Origin of the sequence: Pseudoxanthomonas daejeonensis (assembly GCF_010093205.1) — a bacterium.
GTDB classification, from domain to species: Bacteria; Pseudomonadota; Gammaproteobacteria; order Xanthomonadales; family Xanthomonadaceae; genus Pseudoxanthomonas; species Pseudoxanthomonas daejeonensis.
This window is the reverse complement of sequence record NZ_PDWN01000003.1, coordinates 186,083-205,067: the sequence shown is the minus strand read 5'-3', so window position 1 is coordinate 205,067 and position 18,985 is coordinate 186,083. Positions and strand designations below refer to the sequence as shown.

The window sequence follows — 18,985 nt, the reverse complement described above, 5'->3', positions numbered from 1 at the left end:
GATGCGGACTCCTGTGTCTGGTGCGGGAAGAAAGAAGCCGGCGCGAGGCCGGCTTCGGCGTTTTGCGATGGCTCAGGCTTCGACCACGACGGGGATCCCGGCGATCCGCGCCTGCCATTCCTTCGGCCCGGTCTTGTGCACCGATTCGCCGGCCGAATCGACCGCCACCGTCACCGGCATGTCCTTGACCTCGAATTCGTAGATCGCCTCCATGCCCAGGTCCTCGAAGGCGAGCACCTTGCTGGCCTTGATCGCCTTGGACACCAGGTAGGCCGAGCCGCCGACGGCCATCAGGTACACGGCCTTGTTGTCGCGGATCGCATCGATCGCCGCGTCGCCGCGCTCGGACTTGCCGACCATGCCCAGCAGGCCGGTCTGCTCGAGCATCTGCCGGGTGAACTTGTCCATGCGCGTGGCCGTGGTCGGACCGGCCGGACCCACCACTTCGTCGCGTACCGGATCGACCGGGCCGACGTAATAGATGAATCGGTTGGTGAAATCGACGGGCAGCTTCTCGCCCCGGTTGAGCATGTCGATCATGCGCTTGTGCGCAGCGTCGCGGCCGGTCAGCAGCTTGCCGTTGAGCAGCAGCACCTCGCCCGGCTTGAAGGTCGCCACCTGCTCGCGGGTGATCGTGTCCAGGTCGACGCGGCGTGCGTTGGCCGGGTTGTAGGTCAGCGTCGGCCAGTCCTCCAGCGAAGGCGGGTCGAGTGCAACCGGGCCGCTGCCGTCGAGGGTGAAGTGCGCATGGCGGGTCGCCGCGCAGTTCGGGATGAGTGCCACTGGCAGGTTCGCGGCGTGGGTCGGGTAATCCTTGACCTTGATGTCGAGCACCGTAGTCAGGCCGCCCAGGCCCTGCGCGCCGATGCCCAGCGCGTTGACCTTCTCGTACAGCTCCAGGCGCAGTTCCTCGGCGCGGCTGGACGCACCGCGGGCCTTGAGGTCGGTGATGTCGATCGGTTCCATCAGCGCCTCCTTGGCCAGCAGCATCGCCTTCTCGGCGGTGCCACCGATGCCGATGCCGAGCATGCCCGGCGGGCACCAGCCCGCGCCCATGGTCGGCACGGTCTTCAGCACCCAGTCGACGATCGAATCCGATGGATTGAGCATGGCGAACTTGGACTTCGCCTCCGAGCCGCCACCCTTGGCCGCGACGATCACGTCCACGGTGTTGCCCGGAACGACCTTCACGTTGACCACCGAGGGGGTGTTGTCCCTGGTGTTCTGCCGCTTGCCGGCCGGGTCGGCCAGCACGCTGGCGCGCAGCTTGTTGTCCGGGTGGTTGTAGGCGCGGCGCACGCCCTCGTTGACCATGTCCTCCACGCCCATGGTCGCGTCGTCCCAGCGCACGTTCATGCCGATCTCGAGGAACACGGTGACGATGCCGGTGTCCTGGCAGATCGGGCGGTGGCCTTCGGCGCACATGCGCGAGTTGATCAGGATCTGCGCCATCGCGTCCTTGGCCGCCGGCGATTCCTCGCGCTCGTAGGCGGCAGCGAGGTTCCGGATGTAATCGACCGGGTGGTAGTAGCTGATGTACTGCAGCGCGTCGGCGACGGACTGGATCAGGTCATCCTGGCGGATCGATACCGGGGCGGAAGAAGCGCTGGCGGGGCGGGAAGCGGTCACGGCTGGCTCATGGCGGGCGGATAACCCGCCCATTTTAGGCCAAACCAGCGTCCCGGCCGGTCGTACGGGCGACACGGGGCGTTCCGTGTCGCGTAGAGCCGGACCTCGCCGGCTGCCTTCATCGCAGGGCTTTGGAGGCAGCAGCCGGGCAAGCCCTGCTCCACGGGACGCCCCGGCCGCCGGAAGGATCCGCCCGGAAGGCCGGTCGCGGCGAAGGATCAGCTGGCGCCGCTGTCGATGCGCTCGCGTAGTTCCTGCCGATGGCGGCGGCTGCAGGGCAGCACGGTGCCGTCGCGCAGGTGCAGGCGCGCCTCGCCCGCATCCAGCGGCTCGATCGAGGCGACCTGGCCGAGGTTGACGATGTAGCTGCGGTGGACGCGGGCGAACACGCGCGGATCCAGGCGGGCCTCGATCCCGGCGATCGTGGTCCGCAGCGGGTAGTCGTGGCCGCGCACGCGCAGGTTCACGTAGTTGCCGGACGCCTGCAGCCATTCGATGTCGCCGGCGGCGACCAGGAACTCGCGGCCCAGCTTGCGCACCAGGAAGCGCTCGGGGCGCTCGACCGGCTCCACCGGCGGTCCCTCGTCCGGTTCGGAGAGCAGGCTGGCCTCGCCCTGCAGGCGCCGCAGCAGCAGCCGGTAGAAGCTGACCAGCACCACGATGCCGATGTAGCTGCGCACATCCTTGACGTACTCGTAGAACAGCTCGCGCGGCCAGTCGCCGAACTCGTAGACCTGGCCCTGGCTTGCATAGGCCAGCGTACGCAGGCCGACCATCCCCAGCACGTGGACGAGCGATACCACCACGCTGGCCAGGAAATGCCAGGGCAGCTGCCGCCACCAGTTGTCCCAGTGGATCGGGAAGCGGCGGCTGAACCAGACGATCGGCCACACCAGCGCCAGCCACATCAGTCCGCTCGACCACTCCCAGACCACCGGCTCCCACGCCGCGTATCCCAGTCCGTTCTTGCGGATGTCGACGATCACCGTGTAGCTGTTGCCGACCGCATTCACGACGGTCATGCCGACCCAGTACCCGACCTCCATCCAGCGGCGCCAGGGCAGGTAGCGTTCGTACGGCGTGGGACGGGTCACGGACATGCCGCGCATTCTACGGAGCGCGCCGCCATCGCCCCAGCCGGCCCGTCACTGCGGTCCACGATTCGTCCCTCCCGCCCCGCCACCGGTCACCTCTCCAGCACGCGGCGTGCCTGACGGATGCACCTTGGGCGCCCCGCCCCGCCGAACGCCGCCCATGGAACGCCGCTACGACCTCGACTGGATCCGCATCTGCGCCTTCGGCGTGCTCGTCCTCTATCACGTCGGCATGTATTACGTGACCTGGGACTGGCATGTGAACAGCCCGCACGCCAGCCACGCGCTGGAGCCGCTGATGCTGCTGTCCTCGCCCTGGCGGCTGTCGCTGCTGTTCCTGGTCTCCGGCGCGGCGACCGCGTTCCTCTGGGACCGTTGCCGGCGCGACGGCGCCCGCTTCGTCGGCCCGCGCTCGTGGCGCCTGCTGCTGCCGCTGGTGTTCGGCATGCTGGTGATCGTGCCGCCGCAGTCCTACTTCGAGGTGGTCGAGAAGCTTCCCGGCGGCTATCACGACGGCTACCTGGCATTCTGGGCGCGCTACCTGGCCGGCGACGGTACGTTCTGCCGCGACGGCGACTGCCTGGACCTGCCGACCTGGAACCACCTATGGTTCGTCGCCTACCTGTGGTGCTACACGGTGGTCCTGTGGGTGCTGCTGCGCTTCGCGCCCGGCGCGACCGGGACCGTGGCCGAGCGCCTGCGCGCCCTGCTGTCGCATCCGGCCGGACTGCTGTGGCCGCTGGCCTGGCTGGCCGCGGCGCGCTTCCTGCTCGTTGCCCGCTTCGAATCGACCCATGCCCTGGTCGACGACTGGTACAACCACGCCCAGTACCTGCCGCTGTTCCTGCTCGGCTTCGCCATCGCCCGGCCCGGCCCGCTGTGGGAACGGATCGAGCGCGCCCGCTGGGCCGCACTCGCGGCGACGCTCGCCAGCTGGGCCTTCATCGCCTGGTACTTCGGCCACTACAGCGACGGAACGGAACCGCCGGAATACCTGCGCCAGCTGCAGCGCCTGCTGTGGTCGGTGCAGCAGTGGGGCGCGATCGTGGCGATCCTCGGCTTCGCCCGGCGGCATGCACCCGCCGACAGCCCGGCGCGGCGCTGGCTGGCCGAAGCGGTGTTCCCGGTCTACATCCTCCACCAGACGGTGATCGTGCTGCTCGCCGTGTACCTGCGCCCGCTGGACCTGCCGGTACTGCTGGAAGGACCGCTGCTGGTGCTCGCCACCTTCGCGCTGTGCTTCGTGGCCTACGGAATCGTCCGCAGGATCGGCTGGTTGCGACCGCTGTTCGGATTGAAGCGCGCCGCGCCGCGCACCCGGGTGCCACGGCACGAGGATCATCCGGAAGCTGCGTGACGCGGGACGGGCAGCGCCCCGTCAGGCCTGGGCGCGATGCTCCACGACGAGCTGGACCGCCTGCCCGCCGCGGTAGTCGTCCGGCGCCAGGCGGTACGCGAGGTGCGCATGGGTCGAAGGTGGCTGCCCCTGCCAGCCACCGAAGTGGATCGCCGCCAGCGGCTCGCGCCTGTCGGGATGCCGCAGCGTCAGCTTGAGGTGGCGCTCGCCAACCACGCGCCAGTCCAGCACCTCGAACAGCCCGTCGAACAGCGGCTCGGGGAATCCCTGCCCCCACGGCCCGCCGTCGCGCAGTGCCTCGGCATGGAAGCGGTCGAACTCCTGCGGGCGCAGCTCGCCATCGCTGAGCATTTCGGCCTGCAGCAGGCCGTCGTCGAGCACCTGCGCGGCATGTGCCTGCCAGGCCTGTTCGAACGCGGGCAGGTTGGCCAGCGCCAGGGTCAGGCCCGCGGCCATCGCATGGCCACCGAAGCGCTGGACCAGATCGGGGTTCGCCGCATCCACCGCCGCCAGCGCATCGCGGATATGGAAGCCGGGAATCGACCGCGCCGAACCGCGCAGCAGGTCGCTGCCGGGCTCGGACGGGGCGAAGGCGAGCACCGGACGGTGCAGCCGTTCCTTCATCTTCGAGGCGACCAGCCCGATCACCCCGGGGTGCCACTCCGCGTCGAACAGGCACGGCGCCAGCGGCACGTCCGTTTCCGCCAGCATCGCCCGCGACAATGCGGCTTCGGCATCGTCGGTCATGTCCTGCTGCACGGCACGGCGCTCGGCATTGATGCCGTTGAGCAGTGTGGCCAGCTCGCCCGCGCGTTGCGCATCGTCGGTCAGCAGGCATTCGATGCCCAGCGCCATGTCCTCGAGCCGCCCGGCGGCGTTGAGTCGCGGCCCGATCGCGAAACCGATGTCGCTGGCGGTCAGCCGCGCCTGTTCGCGACCGCATGCTGCGATCAGCGCATTCAAGCCTGCGCAGCCCTGGCCCGAGCGCAGGCGGCGCAGGCCTGCTGCCACCAGCGTGCGATTGTTCGCATCCAGCGGCACCAGGTCGGCGACGGTGCCGACCGCTACCAGGTCCAGCAGCGCGCCCAGGTCGGGCGCCTCGCCACCTTCGAACGCACCGGCGTCGCGCAGCTTTCGCCGTAGTGCGAGCAGCAGGTAGAACACCACGCCCACGCCGGCCAGCGCCTTGCTCGGGAACGCATCGCCGGGCAGGTTCGGATTGACGATCGCATCGGCAGCCGGCAAGCGCGGCCCGGGCAGGTGGTGGTCGGTGACCACGACCTGCCAGCCATGGGCACGCGCTGCCTCGATGCCGGCGTGGCAGGCAATGCCATGGTCGACGGTCAGCAGCAGGTCGGGCTGCAGGGCGGCAAGCTCTTCCACCAGCGCCGGCGACAGGCCGTAGCCGTGGACCATGCGGTTGGGCACCGCGTACGACACCCGCCGTGCGCCGAGCAGGCGCAGTCCGCGCACGCCGGTGGCGCAGGCGGTGGCGCCATCGCAGTCGAAATCGCCGACCACCACGATGTGGCGGTCCTCCGCCATCGCCGCCTGCAGCAGTGAAGTGGCGAGGTCCATTCCCTCCATCGCATCGGGGGGCAGGAGGCCGGACAAGCGTGGACGCGCCAGGTCGGGGCTGCCGGCGCCGCGGGCGGCGTACAGGCGACGCAGCAGCGGCGGGATCGAATCCGGCCACGGGCCACCGATGTCCACCTCGGCGCGACGGACGATCCGCGGCGCAGCCATCAGGGCGCCAGCGCGGGCATCGGAGTGCGCCAGAACTGCCAGCGCCGCTGGCCATGGTGCAGGCCCAACCGGGTGCCGTCCTCGAAATCCAGCTCCAGCGCGTCGAACTCGCGCCGCGCCATCGACTCCAGCAGCGGCGGCAACACCTGCGTGCCCAGCAGGTCCAGGCTGCGCATCCGCCGCATGTCGACCAGGCTGTCGCCGGCCGGTGCACCCTCGGCGCCATCCGGTGCACTGATCGCCGCACCGGCCATGCGCGCGAGCGCCTGCAGGAGCGTGTCCGGGCTGCGCACGTGCAGGTAACGCGACTCCACTGCCGTGGGCAGCCTGCCCGCACCCCAGAACCACAGCGCATTGATCGCGGGCTTGCCCTGCGCGGCGCGTTCGCGGTTGTGCGGATGCTGGTGCAGCACGACCTGCACTTCGGTGATCAGGGCGCGCCAGCGGCGCGCAGCGGCATCGTCGCCCTGCGGCAACGTGGCGAACAGGTCTTCGCCCAACGCTTCGTCGGGACCCGGCAGCGCCGGCAGGCGCGTGCCCTCTGGCAGGCGCAGGTACCAGCGCGCGGGATGCGGCGCATCGAGCTGGAAGCCGGCGTCGCCGAACAGGGGCCGCAGCGCGGGCAGGAAAGCGCGCGCGTCCTGCGCCTCGATGCCCAGCCCCTCGCCCCATCCGAGCAGGCGCGCGCCGTTGATGTCGGGTGCGATATGCGCCGGGTCGGCGCGCAGCCACACGTCCGCCGCATTGCCGCCGGCACCGGCCGCGTTGTCGCCGGCATCCACCAGCCGGGTCAGCGCGGCGACCGGCCAGTGGTCGGGCAACAGGCGGAAATGGCGGCGCAGCTGCGCACGCGCGCCGGCTTCACCGTCCCGGCGGTCGGCACGTCCCAGCACCCGGCCGATCGCCGCCGGCAACGGACCCGGCAAACGCGTCCGCTCCGGCAGCAGCAGGGTGATGGTCGCCATCAGCCGAGGTAGGCGACGCCGGCGATTTCGTACTCGCGCTTGCCACCGGGCGCGTCGATCACGACTTCGTCGCCCTCTTCCTTGCCGATCAGCGCACGCGCCACCGGCGAGGAGATCGCGATCTGGCCCTGCTTGATGTCCGCTTCCAGGTCGCCAACGATCTGGTAGCGGACTTCCTCGTCAGTCTCGACGTCGGCCAGGGTCACGGTCGCGCCGAACACCACCTTGCTGCCGGCGTTGAGCTTGGCCACGTCGATCAGGTCGGCGTGCGAGAGCTCGCCCTCGAGCTGCTTGATCCGGCCCTCGATGAAGCCCTGCTGCTCGCGCGCGGCGTGGTACTCGGCGTTCTCCTTGAGGTCGCCATGGGCGCGGGCCTCGGCGATCGCGGCGATCACTTCCGGCCGCTTCACCGACTTCAGGTGGTCCAGTTCCTCGCGCAGGCGCACGGCGCCCTGCAGCGTCATCGGCGCCCTCATGCCTGCAGCTCCTTGTGCAGCTCCTGCAGCGACCAGACCGGCCCGGTGCCGCGGAATTCAAGCGAATGCACCAGGGCCTTGGCCCCGGCAATGGTGGTCGAATAGGTCACGCGCTGCTGCAACGCCTCGCGCCGGATCGAGAACGAGTCGGCGATCGCCGCGCGGCCCTCGGTGGTGTTGACGATGTAGGCGATCTCGCCGTTCTTGATCGAATCGACGATGTGCGGACGCCCCTCGGCGACCTTGTTCACCACGCCGCACTCCACGCCATGCTCCTGCAGCCAGGCCGCGGTGCCACGGGTGGCCACGATGCTGAAGCCGCGCTCGATCAGCGCCTGCGCGACCGGCAGGACGCGCTTCTTGTCCGGATCGCGCACCGACACGAAGGCCTTGCCCGGCGTGGGCGCCTTGATCCCACCGGCCTCCTGCGCACGCGCCATCGCCGCGCCGAAGCTGCGGCCCACGCCCATCACCTCGCCGGTGGAGCGCATCTCGGGGCCGAGGATCGGATCCACGCCCTGGAACTTGGCGAACGGGAAGATCGCTTCCTTCACCGAGTAGTAATCCGGCACCACTTCCTTGGTCGCGCCCTGTTCGGTCAGCGAAGTGCCGGCCATGCAGCGCGCGGCGATCTTGGCCAGCGACACGCCGGTGGCCTTGGACACGAACGGCACGGTGCGCGAGGCGCGCGGGTTCACTTCCAGCAGGTAGACGGTGTCGTCGCCGTCGTCATTGGACTGGATCGCGAACTGGGTGTTCATCAGGCCCACGACTTTCAGCGCCCGGGCCAGTTCGATGACCTGGCGGCGCAGCTCGTCCTGGGTCGCGGCCGACAGCGAATACGGCGGCAGCGAGCACGAGGAGTCGCCCGAATGCACGCCGGCTTCCTCGATGTGCTCCATCACGCCGCCGATGAACGTCGCGCCGGTGGAGTCGGCGATCAGGTCGACGTCGACCTCGACCGCGTTGTCCAGGAAGCGATCCAGCAGCACCGGCGAATCGTTGGACACCTTGACCGCGTCGCGCACGTAGCGGGCCAGGTCCGACTCGCCATACACGATTTCCATCGCGCGGCCGCCGAGCACGTAGCTCGGGCGCACCACCAGCGGATAGCCGATCTCCCGGGCCAGGACCAGCGCCTCGTCCGGATTGCGGGCGATGCGGTTCGGCGGCTGCTTCAGGCCGAGCTTGTCGACCAGCTGCTGGAAGCGCTCGCGGTCCTCGGCCAGGTCGATCGAATCGGGCGAGGTGCCGATCACCGGCACGCCGTTGGCTTCGAGCGCACGCGCCAGCTTCAGCGGCGTCTGCCCGCCGTACTGCACGATCACGCCCTTGGGCTGCTCGAGCTCGACGATCTCCAGCACGTCCTCGAGCGTGAGCGGCTCGAAGTACAGGCGGTCGGAGGTGTCGTAGTCGGTGGACACGGTCTCCGGGTTGCAGTTGACCATGATGGTCTCGTAACCATCCTCGCGCAGCGCCAGCGCGGCGTGCACGCAACAGTAGTCGAACTCGATGCCCTGGCCGATGCGGTTCGGACCGCCGCCCAGGATCATGATCTTGTCGCGATCAGTCGGCTGCGCCTCGCACTCGTCCTCGTAGGTCGAATACAGGTAGGCAGTGCTGGTGGAGAATTCGGCGGCACACGAGTCCACGCGCTTGTACACGGGGCGCACCTTGTGCGCGCGGCGCAGGGCGCGGATCGCGGCTTCGTTGGTGCCTGCCAGCTGGGCCAGGCGCGCATCGGAGAAGCCGGCGCGCTTGAGCTTGCGCAGGCGCGCGGCGTCGAGCGAGTCCAAGCCCTCGGCGGCGAGCTTCTTTTCCTCGCCGATGATCTCCTCGATCTGGTCGAGGAACCACGGGTCGATGAACGACAGCGCGTGGATGTCCTCTACGCTCATGCCAGCGCGGAAGGCGTCGGCCACGTAGAACAGGCGCTCCGGACCCGGCGCCTTCATCTCGCGGCGCAGCTTGATCAGGTCGTCCTCGTCGGCCAGGTCCAGGCCGGTGGGGTCGAAACCGACCTTGCCGGTTTCCAGCCCGCGCAGGGCCTTCTGCATCGATTCCTGGAAGGTGCGGCCCATCGCCATCACCTCGCCCACCGATTTCATCTGGGTGGTCAGGCGCGCATCGGCCTGCGGGAACTTCTCGAACGCGAAGCGCGGGATCTTGGTGACGACGTAATCGATCGCCGGCTCGAACGAAGCCGGGGTCAGGCCGCCGGTGATTTCGTTCTTGAGCTCGTCAAGGGTGTAGCCCACCGCCAGCTTGGCGGCGACCTTGGCGATCGGGAACCCGGTCGCCTTCGACGCCAGCGCGGAGGACCGCGACACGCGCGGATTCATCTCGATCACCACCACGCGGCCAGTCTGCGCGTTGATGCCGAACTGCACGTTGGAACCGCCGGTGTCCACGCCGATCTTGCGCAGCACCGCGATGGAGGCATCGCGCAGGCGCTGGTACTCCTTGTCGGTCAGGGTCTGCGCCGGGGCCACGGTGATCGAGTCGCCGGTGTGCACGCCCATCGGATCGAGGTTCTCGATCGAGCAGACGATGATGCAGTTGTCCGCGGTGTCGCGGACCACTTCCATCTCGAACTCCTTCCAGCCCAGCACCGATTCTTCCACCAGCACCTCGGTGGTCGGCGAAAGCTCCAGGCCGCGGTTGACGATGTCGATCAGTTCCTCGCGGTTGTAGGCGATACCGCCGCCGCTGCCGCCCAGGGTGAAGCTGGGGCGGATGATCGTCGGGTAGCCGACGCGGGTCTGGATATCCAGCGCTTCCTCGAGCGTGCGCGCGACTTCGGCCTTGGGGCACTCCAGACCGATCTCGCCCATTGCCACGCGGAACAGCTCGCGGTCCTCGGCCATGCGGATCGCGTCGCGCTTGGCGCCGATCAGCTCGACGCCGTACTTCTCCAGCACGCCGTGCTCGGCCAGGTCCAGCGCGCAGTTCAGCGCGGTCTGCCCGCCCATCGTCGGCAGCAGCGCATCGGGCTTTTCCTTGGCGATGATCTTCTCGACCGTCTGCCAGTTGATCGGCTCGATGTACACCGCGTCGGCGGTATCCGGGTCGGTCATGATCGTGGCCGGATTGCTGTTGACCAGGACCACGCGGTAACCCTCCTCGCGCAGCGCCTTGCACGCCTGCGCGCCCGAGTAGTCGAACTCGCAGGCCTGGCCGATGACGATCGGGCCGGCGCCGATGATGAGGATGGTCTGGATATCGCTGCGCTTTGGCATTTCGTTCTCTGCTTGTTCCCTGTGGGGGACTCAGGGGCTTCCGGCCGGGGCGCTGGTCGCACCGGGGCCGATGTGCTTGTCGAAGAAGGCCAGCATCTTCGTATAGAGGTTCACGTTGTTCTGCACGTCACGGAAGCCGTGGCCCTCCTTGGACTCGACCACCACGACCTCGGGCTGCTTGCCGACCTTGCCCATCTGGTCGATCAGGAAATTCATGTTCTTGATCGGCACGCGCTGGTCCTTGGCGCCATGGACCAGCATCACCGGGGCCTTCAGCCTGTCCACCCCGTACGCGGGCGATTGCGCCACGCGCTCGGCTTTGGTCGGCGGATAGACATCCTTGAGGTAGTTGCGGCCGGCTTCGTGGTCGCCGATGTCCGAACTGCGCTGGGCATCCAGGTCGTAGACACCGACGTAACCCACCGTGCACTGGTACAGATCGGGCTCGCGCACGGCGCTCATCAGTGCCGCGTAGCCGCCGTAGGACGCGCCATAGATGCAGACCCGCTTTGGATCGGCGATGCCCTGGGCCACGGCCCATTTCACCGCGTCGGTCAGGTCGTCCTGCATCACCGTGCCCCACTTGCGGTAGCCCAGGCCTTCGAACGCGTTGCCGTAACCGCCGGAGCCGCGATAGTTGACCTGCAGCACCGCGTAGCCGCGATTGGCCAGCAGCTGCACTTCCGGATTGAATCCCCACTCGTCGCGCGGACCGTGCGGGCCGCCATGCGGGTTGATGATCAGCGGGAGGTTCTTGCCATTGCTACCCGCCGGAATCGTCACGAAACCATGCAGCTCCAGCCCGTCGCGGGCCTTGAAGCTGATCGGCTTCATCTGCGACATCTCCGCAGGCTTGATCCATTCCATGCTGCCGGTCAGGAAGCTGGCTTTGCCCGCCTGCCGATCGAACAGGAAGGCTTCCGGCGGCTGCTGGTCCGAATACACGCGCATGGCCAGGAAACGGCCATCATCGGAGGGGCGAAGGAAGCTGATCGCCTTCCCCGGGAAGGCCTTGACCAGGCCAGCATAGGCCAGGGTTTCCGGATGGTCGCGGGCGATCCAGTCCCAGTAAGGGATGCCATCCTCGTACTGGACGCCCAGCAACGTCTTGCGGTCGCTGCTCCAGAGCAAGGCGGAAGGACTGACCGTCCCGTTGCTGGACAGCTGCTCTTCCTCGCGGGTCTCGCTGTCCAGCAGGACGATCGACTCCGGCTTCCCGTCCACGCCCTTGGCCATGTAGACGTGGCGGTTGTCACCCGCGAAGCCGATCGGGCGGTAAGTGGCGCCGTTGCGCTCGCTACGATGCACCTGAGTCCACTTGTCGCCATCGCGGCGGTAGGTGACGTTGGTGCCATCGTTCATCGCGCCCCAGACATAGCGCGGGTTGCGCTCGTGGTCGACCAGGAAACTACCCTGCTCCACTGGCGCAGTCGCCACGGTGACCAGTCGCCCGTTATAGATATCGAGCTTGGACAGATACGACGTTTCGACAGAGCGCTCGACCAAGATCGTGCGCGGATCTTCGGGCGTCAGGCTGACGATGTTGTAGTAGGCACCGTTGGGAATGTCGATGCGCTGGGTGCCATCGATGTTCGACGCATACATGTCGCCTTTCGACGTCTCGAAATCGAAGCGCCCGGTCTTGAAGGTGACGGTGAACAGCAGGCGATCATTGTTGACCCAGTAGACCTGGCGGAAATGCCGGTCCGGACCGAAGTCCCACTTGCCGACCACGCCCTTGTCGGCGACGCGCAGAACCGCAAGCACGGTCCGGTCTTCCTGCGGCACCGTCACGGCCATGTGCTTGCCATCGGGCGACAGGCTCAGCGCGGTGAACTCCGCATCCTTGAAGAAATCCTGGATCGGAACTTCGCGCGCGCCGGCGTTGAAGCCGAGCACCAGCATCGTCACCAGCAGCATCCCTTTCAGCAGTCGCATTCCCTTACTCCTGTTGTGCATGGATTCCATCGGACGGCGCCTGGCGGGGATCAACCGGCCATCGACGCCACGAAACGGTCGAACAGCGGTGCCACGTCATGTGGCCCGGGCGAAGCTTCCGGATGTCCCTGGAACGAGAACGCCGGCGCGTCGGTCAGCTCGATGCCCTGGTTGGTTCCATCGAACAGGGATCGGTGGGTCACGCGCACGTTGCCCGGCAACGTCGTCTCGTCGACGGCGAAACCGTGGTTCTGCGAGGTGATCATCACCCGGCCGCTGTCGATGTCGATCACCGGATGGTTGGCGCCATGGTGGCCATGGCCCATCTTCACGGTCTGCGCGCCGGCGGCCAGCGCCAGCAGCTGGTGGCCCAGGCAGATGCCGAACAGCGGCACCTTCTTCGCCACGAACGCCTTGATGGCCTCGATCGCGTAGTCGCACGGTGCCGGGTCGCCGGGGCCGTTGGACATGAACACGCCGTGCGGCGACATCGCCAGCACGTCGGCGGCGGGGGTTTGTGCCGGGACGACGGTCACTTCGCAGCCGCGCTCGGCGAGCATGCGCAGGATGTTGGTCTTCACGCCGAAGTCGTAGGCGACGACTTTGAACTTCGGCTCGGCACGGACGAACGCGTTGCGGTCCAGGTCGAGCTGGCCCTCGGTCCACGAGTAGCGCTCGGCGGTGCTGACCACCTTGGCCAGGTCCATGCCCTTCAGGCCGGGGAACTTGCGCGCCGCTTCCAGCGCCTGCGCAACGTCCAGGCCCTCGCCGGCCATCAGCGCGCCGTTCTGGGCGCCGCGCTCGCGGAGGATGCGGGTCAGCTTGCGGGTATCGATGCCGGCAATGGCGACCACGCCTCGCGTGATCAGCCAATCCTGCAGCGACACCTCGCTGCGCCAGCTGCTCGGGCGGCGCGGTACGTCGCGCACGATCAGGCCGGCCGACCAGACCTTGGCGGCCTCGTCGTCCTGGCTGGTGCAGCCGGTGTTGCCGATATGGGGATAGGTGAGCGTGACCAGCTGGCGGGCGTAGGAGGGATCGGTGACGATCTCCTGGTAACCGGTCATGGCGGTGTTGAACACCACCTCGCCCACCGACAGGCCGCTGGCGCCTACGGATTCACCCTCGAACACGGTGCCGTCTTCGAGGACGAGGATTGCGGGTTGGGTCACGTCGTTCGCCTTGGTGTGGGGGAGCCCTGTCGCTACCCGGCGCGTCGGAGCCGGGCTGCAGAAAACCGCGGACTCGGTTTCTCTCCGGTCCGTGGTTTGGGGTAACAGGCGAGCGGGAATTGTACCGGCGAAGGTCGAAAAAGGGAACGCCGCGGGCACTGCCGCGGGTCCGCCGGGGCCGCGCATTCAGCTGTCGCCGAAGAGCAGCCCGCGCATCGAGTAGAGCCCCGCGTCCCGCCCATGCAGCCCGCTGGCGGCCTGCAACGCGCCGTGCGCGAAGATGTCGCGGCTCGTCGCCCGGTGCACCAGCTCGACCCGCTCGCCCTGCCCGGCAAACTGGACCAGGTGCTCGCCGACGATGTCGCCGGCCCGCAGGCTGGCGTAGCGCGGCTCTGCGCCGCCACGCCCCGCGGAATCGCCCAGGGTGAGCGCGGTCCCGGATGGCGCGTCCTTCTTGTGCACATGGTGCGACTCGACGATGTCGCAGTCCCAGCCCGGCAACGCGCGCGCGGCGCGCTCGACCAGTTCGTCGAGGACGGCGACGCCGATGCTGAAATTGGACGCCCACAACAGCGGGACCTGGGTCGCGGCAGCCTTGATCGCCTGCCGTTGCCCGTCCTCGAGCCCGGTCGTGCCCGAGACCAGCGGACAGCGGCGTGCCACGCACAGCTCCAGCACCGGGCCCAGCCCCTCCGGCAGGCTGAAGTCGATCGCCACGTCGAATGCGGGCGCGCCCGGCAGTTCGGCAGACCCGAAGAAAGGCCCCCCGTCGACCCCGCGTTGCGCCGGCGGGCGGCGGGTCACCGCCGCGACCACCTGCCAGCGGCCCGGGGCTTCGCCGGCCAGGCGCAGCAGGGCCTGGCCCATGCGCCCGGAGGCGCCGTGGATGAGAACGCGCAGGGGGTTATCCATAGGCCCGGCAGGCTAGCGGGCGGGACGGTCCGCGGGCAAGCGATGCGACGTGGTAACGCGCGCAACCATGCCGTCGGATACACGTCGCATCCGGCTAGGGTGCAGGCTCAGGAGTCGCTCACCAGACCAGGTCGTCAGGCACCTGGTAGCGCGGATCGGCATAGGGATCGTCGCCGGCAGGCGCATCCGGGTCGACCCGCAAGGCCACGGCCTGCGGGAACACCGTTTCGGCCTCGGCCACGACGGAAGCGTCGACCAGCAGGTAGCGGCCATTGACCTGGACCACGCCCAGCTCGCCGGCATTGAGCGCAGTGAGCTGCGGTGCGGTGACGTATATCCGCTTGATCTTGCCGCCGTACTCGAAGTGACGGGCGATCTCGGCGGCCTCATCGTTCAGGCCCTTGCCCTGTAGGAGCTGCTCGAGCCTGGCCCGTGCTTCACGGCGCTGGCGCGCTTCTTCCTGCTTCTGCCGCTCCTCCTCGATGCGCTGGTTCTTCTCGTGCTGGGCGCGCAATGCGTAGGCCTTGCCCAGGTCCATCTCGCCGGACCTGGGCTGCGACGGGCCGGGGCCGCGCGGTCCGCGAGGCGTGCGCTCGCCTGCGCCACCGGGGCGCCCGGCGGGTTGCGGCTGCCCTCTGCCCTGCGGGCCACGCCGGTCGTGTGCGGGCCGGCCATGCGCGGGCTTGCCGTGCACGGGCTTGCCGGAGCCCCTGTGGTCGTTGCCTTCCCGGGATTTTCGCTCGGGCGGCGCCGGTGCCTTGAAGCCCAGGGTGAGCAGCTGGTCGCGGAGGGTATCGGTCATCTTCGTGGCGTGGGACGGTCGCAATGGCCGCGGATCGGGCCGGGAAATAGGAAAGTAGATCAGTAGTGCGGCGGCGGCGGTTCGCTGGCCGGATCGGAATACAGCGAACCGCGCAGGCCGCGCAGGTCGGCCAGGACCGCCTGCAGCAGGGCCTCGCTGCGCGCGCTTTCACGGCGCGCATCGGCCAGGGCCTCGCTCAGTTCGTTCAACGCGTGCTCCTGGAATGCGAGCCGCGTTTCCAGCTCCACCAGGCGCTGGTCCAGTCCGCTCTCGAGCGGACCGTCGCCGCCGAAGCCGGGCATGGGGATCTGTGCCGGGCTCATGGCGTGCGCACCGAGCGACCGCGGCCGATGCCGTAGTAGGCCAGGCCGGCGGCCTCGATCTCTTCGGGTTCGTACAGGTTGCGGCCGTCGAACACCACCGCGTCACCCAGTGCCGCGTGCAGCCGCGCGAAATCCGGGCTGCGGAATTCCTTCCATTCGGTCACCACCACCAGCGCATCGGCGCCGTCCAGCGCCGCGTGCGCCGAATCGCACAGGACCAGGCCCTCCTGCTCGCCGAAAATGCGCCGCGCCTCGTCCATCGCCTCGGGGTCGTAGGCACGGACCGTCGCGCCGGCTTCCCACAGCTGCGCCAGCAGCCGCCGGCTGGAGGCCTCGCGCATGTCGTCGGTGTTGGGCTTGAATGCCAGGCCCCACACCGCGAACACCTTGCCGCGCACGCCTTCGTCTTCCCCCCGGTCGTAGTGGTGCTGGACCAGTTCGAACAGCCGGCCTTTCTGCCGCTCGTTCACCGACTCCACAGCCTCGAGCAATTGAGGTGAGTAGCCGTGCTGCTCGGCGGTGCGCGCCAGTGCCTGCACGTCCTTGGGGAAGCACGAGCCGCCATACCCGGCACCGGGATAGATGAAGTGCCACCCGATCCGCGGATCGGAACCAATCCCCTTGCGCACCGCCTCCACGTCCGCCCCTACCCGCTCGGCGATGTTGGCCATCTCGTTCATGAAACTGATCTTGGTCGCGAGCATGGCGTTGGCCGCGTACTTGGTCAGTTCGGCCGAACGGACGTCCATCACCACGAAACGGTCGTGGTTGCGGTTGAAGGGCGCATACAGGCGACGCATCCGCGCCACCGCGGCCGGGTTGTCGGCGCCGATGATGATCCGGTCAGGACGCATGCAGTCGGCCACCGCAGCTCCCTCCTTCAGGAACTCCGGATTGGAGACCACGTCGAACGCCACGTCGGCGCCGCGCGCGGCCATCTCGGCGGCGATGGCATCGCGGACCCGATCGGCCGTGCCCACGGGCACGGTCGACTTGTCCACCACCACCACCGGTCGCTCGATGTGCCGGCCGATGGTGTGCGCCACGGCCAGCACGTACTTCAGGTCGGCGCTGCCGTCCTCGCCGGGCGGCGTGCCCACGGCAATGAACAGGATTTCGCCGTGCGCGACGGCGACGGCCGCATCGGTGCTGAAGTGCAGCCGGCCAGCCGCCTGGCTGGCGCGGACCATCGACTCCAGGCCCGGCTCGTAGATCGGGACCACGCCCTTCTTCAGGCCCTCGATCTTGGCCGCGTCAACGTCGACGCAGACCACGTCGTGGCCCACCGCGGCCAGGCAGGCCCCGGTGACCAGGCCGACATAGCCGGTGCCGAAGATCGCGACGCGCATTGCGGCGTGTGCCTGCCGGGAGGCTTACTGGGCGATGCCCAGCAGCTCCACGTCGAAGGTCAGGGTCGCGTTCGGGCCGATCTTGCCGCCCGCCGCGCCCTCCGGACCGTAGGCCAGGTCCGACGGGATCCAGAAGCGGTACTTCGCGCCCACCGGCATCAGCGACACGCCCTCGGTCCAGCCGGCGATGACGCGATTGAGCGGGAATTCGACCGGCTCGCCGCGCGCGTAGGAGCTGTCGAACACCGTGCCGTCGAGCAGCTTGCCCTCGTAATTGACCCGCACCGTGTCGCTGGCCAGCGGACGCTGGCCGCTGCCCTCGCGCAGGATCATGTACTGCAGGCCCGACGGCGTGCTGAGCACGCCCTTGGCGGAGCGGTTCTTGGCCAGGAACGCGGCGCCATCGGCGCGGTTCTTGTCCCCCGCACCCTTCTGCTTGCGGGTCATGAACGCCTGCATGGTCGCCATCGCGTCCTGCTCGTTCATCAGCGGCGTGCCGGTCTTGCCCAGGCTGGTACGCACGGCCTGCATCAGCACCGCCGTGTCGACTTCGTCCTTGAGCGGCTGCAGCGACGGACCCACCATGCTTCCACCGACCAGCAGGCCGACCTGCTCCTTCGACGGCACCGGCGGCTCGCTACCCGGCGGCATGCCCGGGACGCGCTGCCCGGAGCGCGCGGCCACCGCGGCCTGCAAGCCCATGTGGGTCGCCTGCGCCTGCTCCTCGGACAACAGCGGCTTGCCGCCGGCCAGCGCGTTGTCGATCCCGCGCTGCATGGCGGCGAAATCGATGTCCTGTGCGATCGGCTGGAACGAACGCGCCACGTCCAGGCCGATCGCGTAGCTCACCTTGTCCTTCTCGGTCGCCAGCGTCGTCTTGTCCTGTGCCACGGCAGTTCCCGCCATCATGCTTGCTCCCATCACCAGCGACGCCAGGGCGCCGCGCATGCGGTTGTTCATTCGTTGATTCCCTGAGGGGTTGTTCGGTCCACCGGCGAGGCCGGCGCGGCGCCATTGTCGCATGCGCGAAGTAGTACAGCGCCCGCCCTCAACGTTTCGGCGCAGGCGCCTTCAGCTCGCGCTCGATCGCCGCGACAAGCCCCGGATCCTCCGGCGTGACCTTGCTCGGCCAGTTGCCGACGACCCGTCCGTCGCGCGAGACCAGGTACTTGTGGAAGTTCCAGCCGGGCGACACGCCGGTGGCGTCATGCAGGCGACGGTACAGCGCGGTGGTTTCCGGACCGGTGACGTGCACCTTCTCGTACATCGGGAACTTCACCCCGTAGGTGAGCGTGCAGAACTCCTGGATCTCCTTTTCCGATCCCGGGTCCTGGCCGCGGAAATCGTTGGACGGGAAACCGAGCACGGAAAACCCTTCTGCCCCGTAGCGCTTCTGCAGCGCTTCCAGGCCTTCGAACTGCGGCGTATAGCCGCACTTGCTGGCGGTATTGACCACCAGCAGGACCTTGCCGCCCTGCTGGGCGTTCAGGTTGACCGCCGTCTTGGACGCCAGCGGGCGGTATTCCACATCCAGCAATGCCGGTGCAGCAGCGACCGCAGGCACGGCCACGACCAGCAACAAAGCCTTGAAAATCATTGACTTCAACGACATGGGGAGCTCCTGACGAAGAACGGCACCTATATAGGCCATCAGTTGGGCAGGTGATGGTTGACATGACGTGTTTAGGTGTTATAGTTGAATACAACACCAGTCATCCAACGCAGGACACCCGCATGAAACGCATCCTGTCAGCCCACCGCTCCTGGTTCATGGCCCTGGGCCTGGCCATGGTGGTCGTGGGAACGACCCGGTGGCTGCCCGACCACGATGGACGCCGTGGTGATTATGGACTCGCCGAGGCCGCCGCGACACGCGGCGACGCGGACCTGGACGCGGCCGCGGAGCGGCCGGCGCGCAGGCTCCGCGCCTCTTCGACCATGCCCTATTTCTCCTTTGCGCAGTCGCTGCGCTCACGGGGTTGA

16 protein-coding genes are annotated in these 18,985 nt (G+C 68.4%); 2 read left to right on the top strand and 14 right to left on the bottom strand.

Annotation, left to right across the window (positions count from 1 at the left end):
- Nucleotides 1–72 precede the first annotated feature (72 nt).
- Entirely contained in the window at nt 73–1,629 is a 1,557-nt protein-coding gene (locus tag CSC65_RS04125) for a fumarate hydratase (RefSeq protein ID WP_162408714.1), read from the bottom strand.
- 218 nt (nt 1,630–1,847) lie between these two features.
- A complete protein-coding gene (locus tag CSC65_RS04120) occupies nt 1,848–2,729 on the bottom strand; it encodes a LytTR family DNA-binding domain-containing protein (RefSeq protein ID WP_162408713.1) in 882 nt (293 codons plus the stop codon).
- Between the two features lie 154 nt (nt 2,730–2,883).
- Between CSC65_RS04120 and CSC65_RS04115 the strand changes: the two genes are divergently transcribed.
- Nucleotides 2,884–4,080, top strand: a complete 1,197-nt coding sequence (locus CSC65_RS04115) for an acyltransferase (RefSeq protein WP_162408712.1) — start codon at nt 2,884–2,886, stop codon at nt 4,078–4,080.
- Between the two features lie 21 nt (nt 4,081–4,101).
- On the opposite strand, the gene recJ is transcribed toward CSC65_RS04115, so the two are convergent.
- The 12 genes from recJ to CSC65_RS04055 form a co-directional block, all read right to left on the bottom strand.
- The gene (gene recJ, locus CSC65_RS04110) at nt 4,102–5,826 is read right to left on the bottom strand and encodes a single-stranded-DNA-specific exonuclease RecJ (protein ID WP_162408711.1); all 1,725 of its coding nucleotides are present in this window, start codon (nt 5,824–5,826) and stop codon (nt 4,102–4,104) included.
- A complete protein-coding gene (locus CSC65_RS04105; protein ID WP_162408710.1) occupies nt 5,826–6,791 on the bottom strand; it encodes a phosphoglycerate mutase in 966 nt (321 codons plus the stop codon). Before CSC65_RS04105 ends, recJ begins: the two co-directional genes overlap by 1 nt.
- Nucleotides 6,791–7,267, bottom strand: coding sequence for a transcription elongation factor GreA (gene greA, locus CSC65_RS04100; RefSeq protein ID WP_162408709.1), 477 nt, complete (start codon nt 7,265–7,267; stop codon nt 6,791–6,793). The genes CSC65_RS04105 and greA overlap by 1 nt, the downstream gene beginning before the upstream one ends.
- Nucleotides 7,264–10,506 carry a carbamoyl-phosphate synthase large subunit gene (carB, locus tag CSC65_RS04095; RefSeq protein WP_162408708.1) on the bottom strand — a complete coding sequence of 1,081 codons (3,243 nt, stop codon included), beginning with the start codon at nt 10,504–10,506 and terminating at the stop codon, nt 7,264–7,266. Before carB ends, greA begins: the two co-directional genes overlap by 4 nt.
- A 30-nt stretch (nt 10,507–10,536) precedes the next feature.
- Nucleotides 10,537–12,444, bottom strand: coding sequence for a S9 family peptidase (locus CSC65_RS04090; RefSeq protein ID WP_162408707.1), 1,908 nt, complete (start codon nt 12,442–12,444; stop codon nt 10,537–10,539).
- A 50-nt stretch (nt 12,445–12,494) separates the two neighbouring features.
- The gene (carA, locus tag CSC65_RS04085) at nt 12,495–13,616 is read right to left on the bottom strand and encodes a glutamine-hydrolyzing carbamoyl-phosphate synthase small subunit (protein ID WP_162408706.1); all 1,122 of its coding nucleotides are present in this window, start codon (nt 13,614–13,616) and stop codon (nt 12,495–12,497) included.
- Nucleotides 13,617–13,802: 186 nt separating this feature from the next.
- Entirely contained in the window at nt 13,803–14,528 is a 726-nt protein-coding gene (gene dapB / locus CSC65_RS04080) for a 4-hydroxy-tetrahydrodipicolinate reductase (RefSeq protein WP_162408705.1), read from the bottom strand.
- 118 nt (nt 14,529–14,646) lie between these two features.
- Nucleotides 14,647–15,330, bottom strand: a complete 684-nt coding sequence (locus tag CSC65_RS04075) for a DUF2058 domain-containing protein (RefSeq protein ID WP_162408704.1) — start codon at nt 15,328–15,330, stop codon at nt 14,647–14,649.
- Between the two features lie 59 nt (nt 15,331–15,389).
- Entirely contained in the window at nt 15,390–15,632 is a 243-nt protein-coding gene (locus tag CSC65_RS04070; RefSeq protein ID WP_162408975.1) for a SlyX family protein, read from the bottom strand.
- A gap of 17 nt (nt 15,633–15,649) precedes the next feature.
- Nucleotides 15,650–17,002, bottom strand: coding sequence for a UDP-glucose dehydrogenase family protein (locus CSC65_RS04065; protein ID WP_162408703.1), 1,353 nt, complete (start codon nt 17,000–17,002; stop codon nt 15,650–15,652).
- A 24-nt stretch (nt 17,003–17,026) separates the two neighbouring features.
- Complete coding sequence (locus CSC65_RS04060; RefSeq protein ID WP_162408702.1) at nt 17,027–17,962, bottom strand: FKBP-type peptidyl-prolyl cis-trans isomerase; 936 nt, start codon at nt 17,960–17,962, stop codon at nt 17,027–17,029.
- Between the two features lie 88 nt (nt 17,963–18,050).
- Nucleotides 18,051–18,614, bottom strand: a complete 564-nt coding sequence (locus CSC65_RS04055) for a glutathione peroxidase (RefSeq protein ID WP_425501305.1) — start codon at nt 18,612–18,614, stop codon at nt 18,051–18,053.
- 122 nt (nt 18,615–18,736) lie between these two features.
- Here CSC65_RS04055 and CSC65_RS04050 point away from each other — a divergent pair, with 122 nt between their 5' ends.
- Complete coding sequence (locus CSC65_RS04050; RefSeq protein WP_162408701.1) at nt 18,737–18,985, top strand: hypothetical protein; 249 nt, start codon at nt 18,737–18,739, stop codon at nt 18,983–18,985.

Bases quoted from the DNA above. Each gene is read 5' to 3' on its own strand.
- CSC65_RS04115 (WP_162408712.1), top strand. From the start codon at position 2,884: ATGGAACGCCGCTACGACCTCGACTGGATCCGCATCTGCGCCTTCGGC.
- CSC65_RS04065 (WP_162408703.1), bottom strand. From the start codon at position 17,002: ATGCGCGTCGCGATCTTCGGCACCGGCTATGTCGGCCTGGTCACCGGG.
- CSC65_RS04050 (WP_162408701.1), top strand. From the start codon at position 18,737: ATGAAACGCATCCTGTCAGCCCACCGCTCCTGGTTCATGGCCCTGGGC.
- recJ (WP_162408711.1), bottom strand. From the start codon at position 5,826: ATGGCTGCGCCGCGGATCGTCCGTCGCGCCGAGGTGGACATCGGTGGC.
- carB (WP_162408708.1), bottom strand. From the start codon at position 10,506: ATGCCAAAGCGCAGCGATATCCAGACCATCCTCATCATCGGCGCCGGC.
- CSC65_RS04070 (WP_162408975.1), bottom strand. From the start codon at position 15,632: ATGCCCGGCTTCGGCGGCGACGGTCCGCTCGAGAGCGGACTGGACCAG.
- CSC65_RS04060 (WP_162408702.1), bottom strand. From the start codon at position 17,962: ATGAACAACCGCATGCGCGGCGCCCTGGCGTCGCTGGTGATGGGAGCA.
- CSC65_RS04055 (WP_425501305.1), bottom strand. From the start codon at position 18,614: ATGTCGTTGAAGTCAATGATTTTCAAGGCTTTGTTGCTGGTCGTGGCC.
- CSC65_RS04090 (WP_162408707.1), bottom strand. From the start codon at position 12,444: ATGCGACTGCTGAAAGGGATGCTGCTGGTGACGATGCTGGTGCTCGGC.
- greA (WP_162408709.1), bottom strand. From the start codon at position 7,267: ATGAGGGCGCCGATGACGCTGCAGGGCGCCGTGCGCCTGCGCGAGGAA.
- dapB (WP_162408705.1), bottom strand. From the start codon at position 14,528: ATGGATAACCCCCTGCGCGTTCTCATCCACGGCGCCTCCGGGCGCATG.
- CSC65_RS04105 (WP_162408710.1), bottom strand. From the start codon at position 6,791: ATGGCGACCATCACCCTGCTGCTGCCGGAGCGGACGCGTTTGCCGGGT.
- CSC65_RS04120 (WP_162408713.1), bottom strand. From the start codon at position 2,729: ATGTCCGTGACCCGTCCCACGCCGTACGAACGCTACCTGCCCTGGCGC.
- CSC65_RS04075 (WP_162408704.1), bottom strand. From the start codon at position 15,330: ATGACCGATACCCTCCGCGACCAGCTGCTCACCCTGGGCTTCAAGGCA.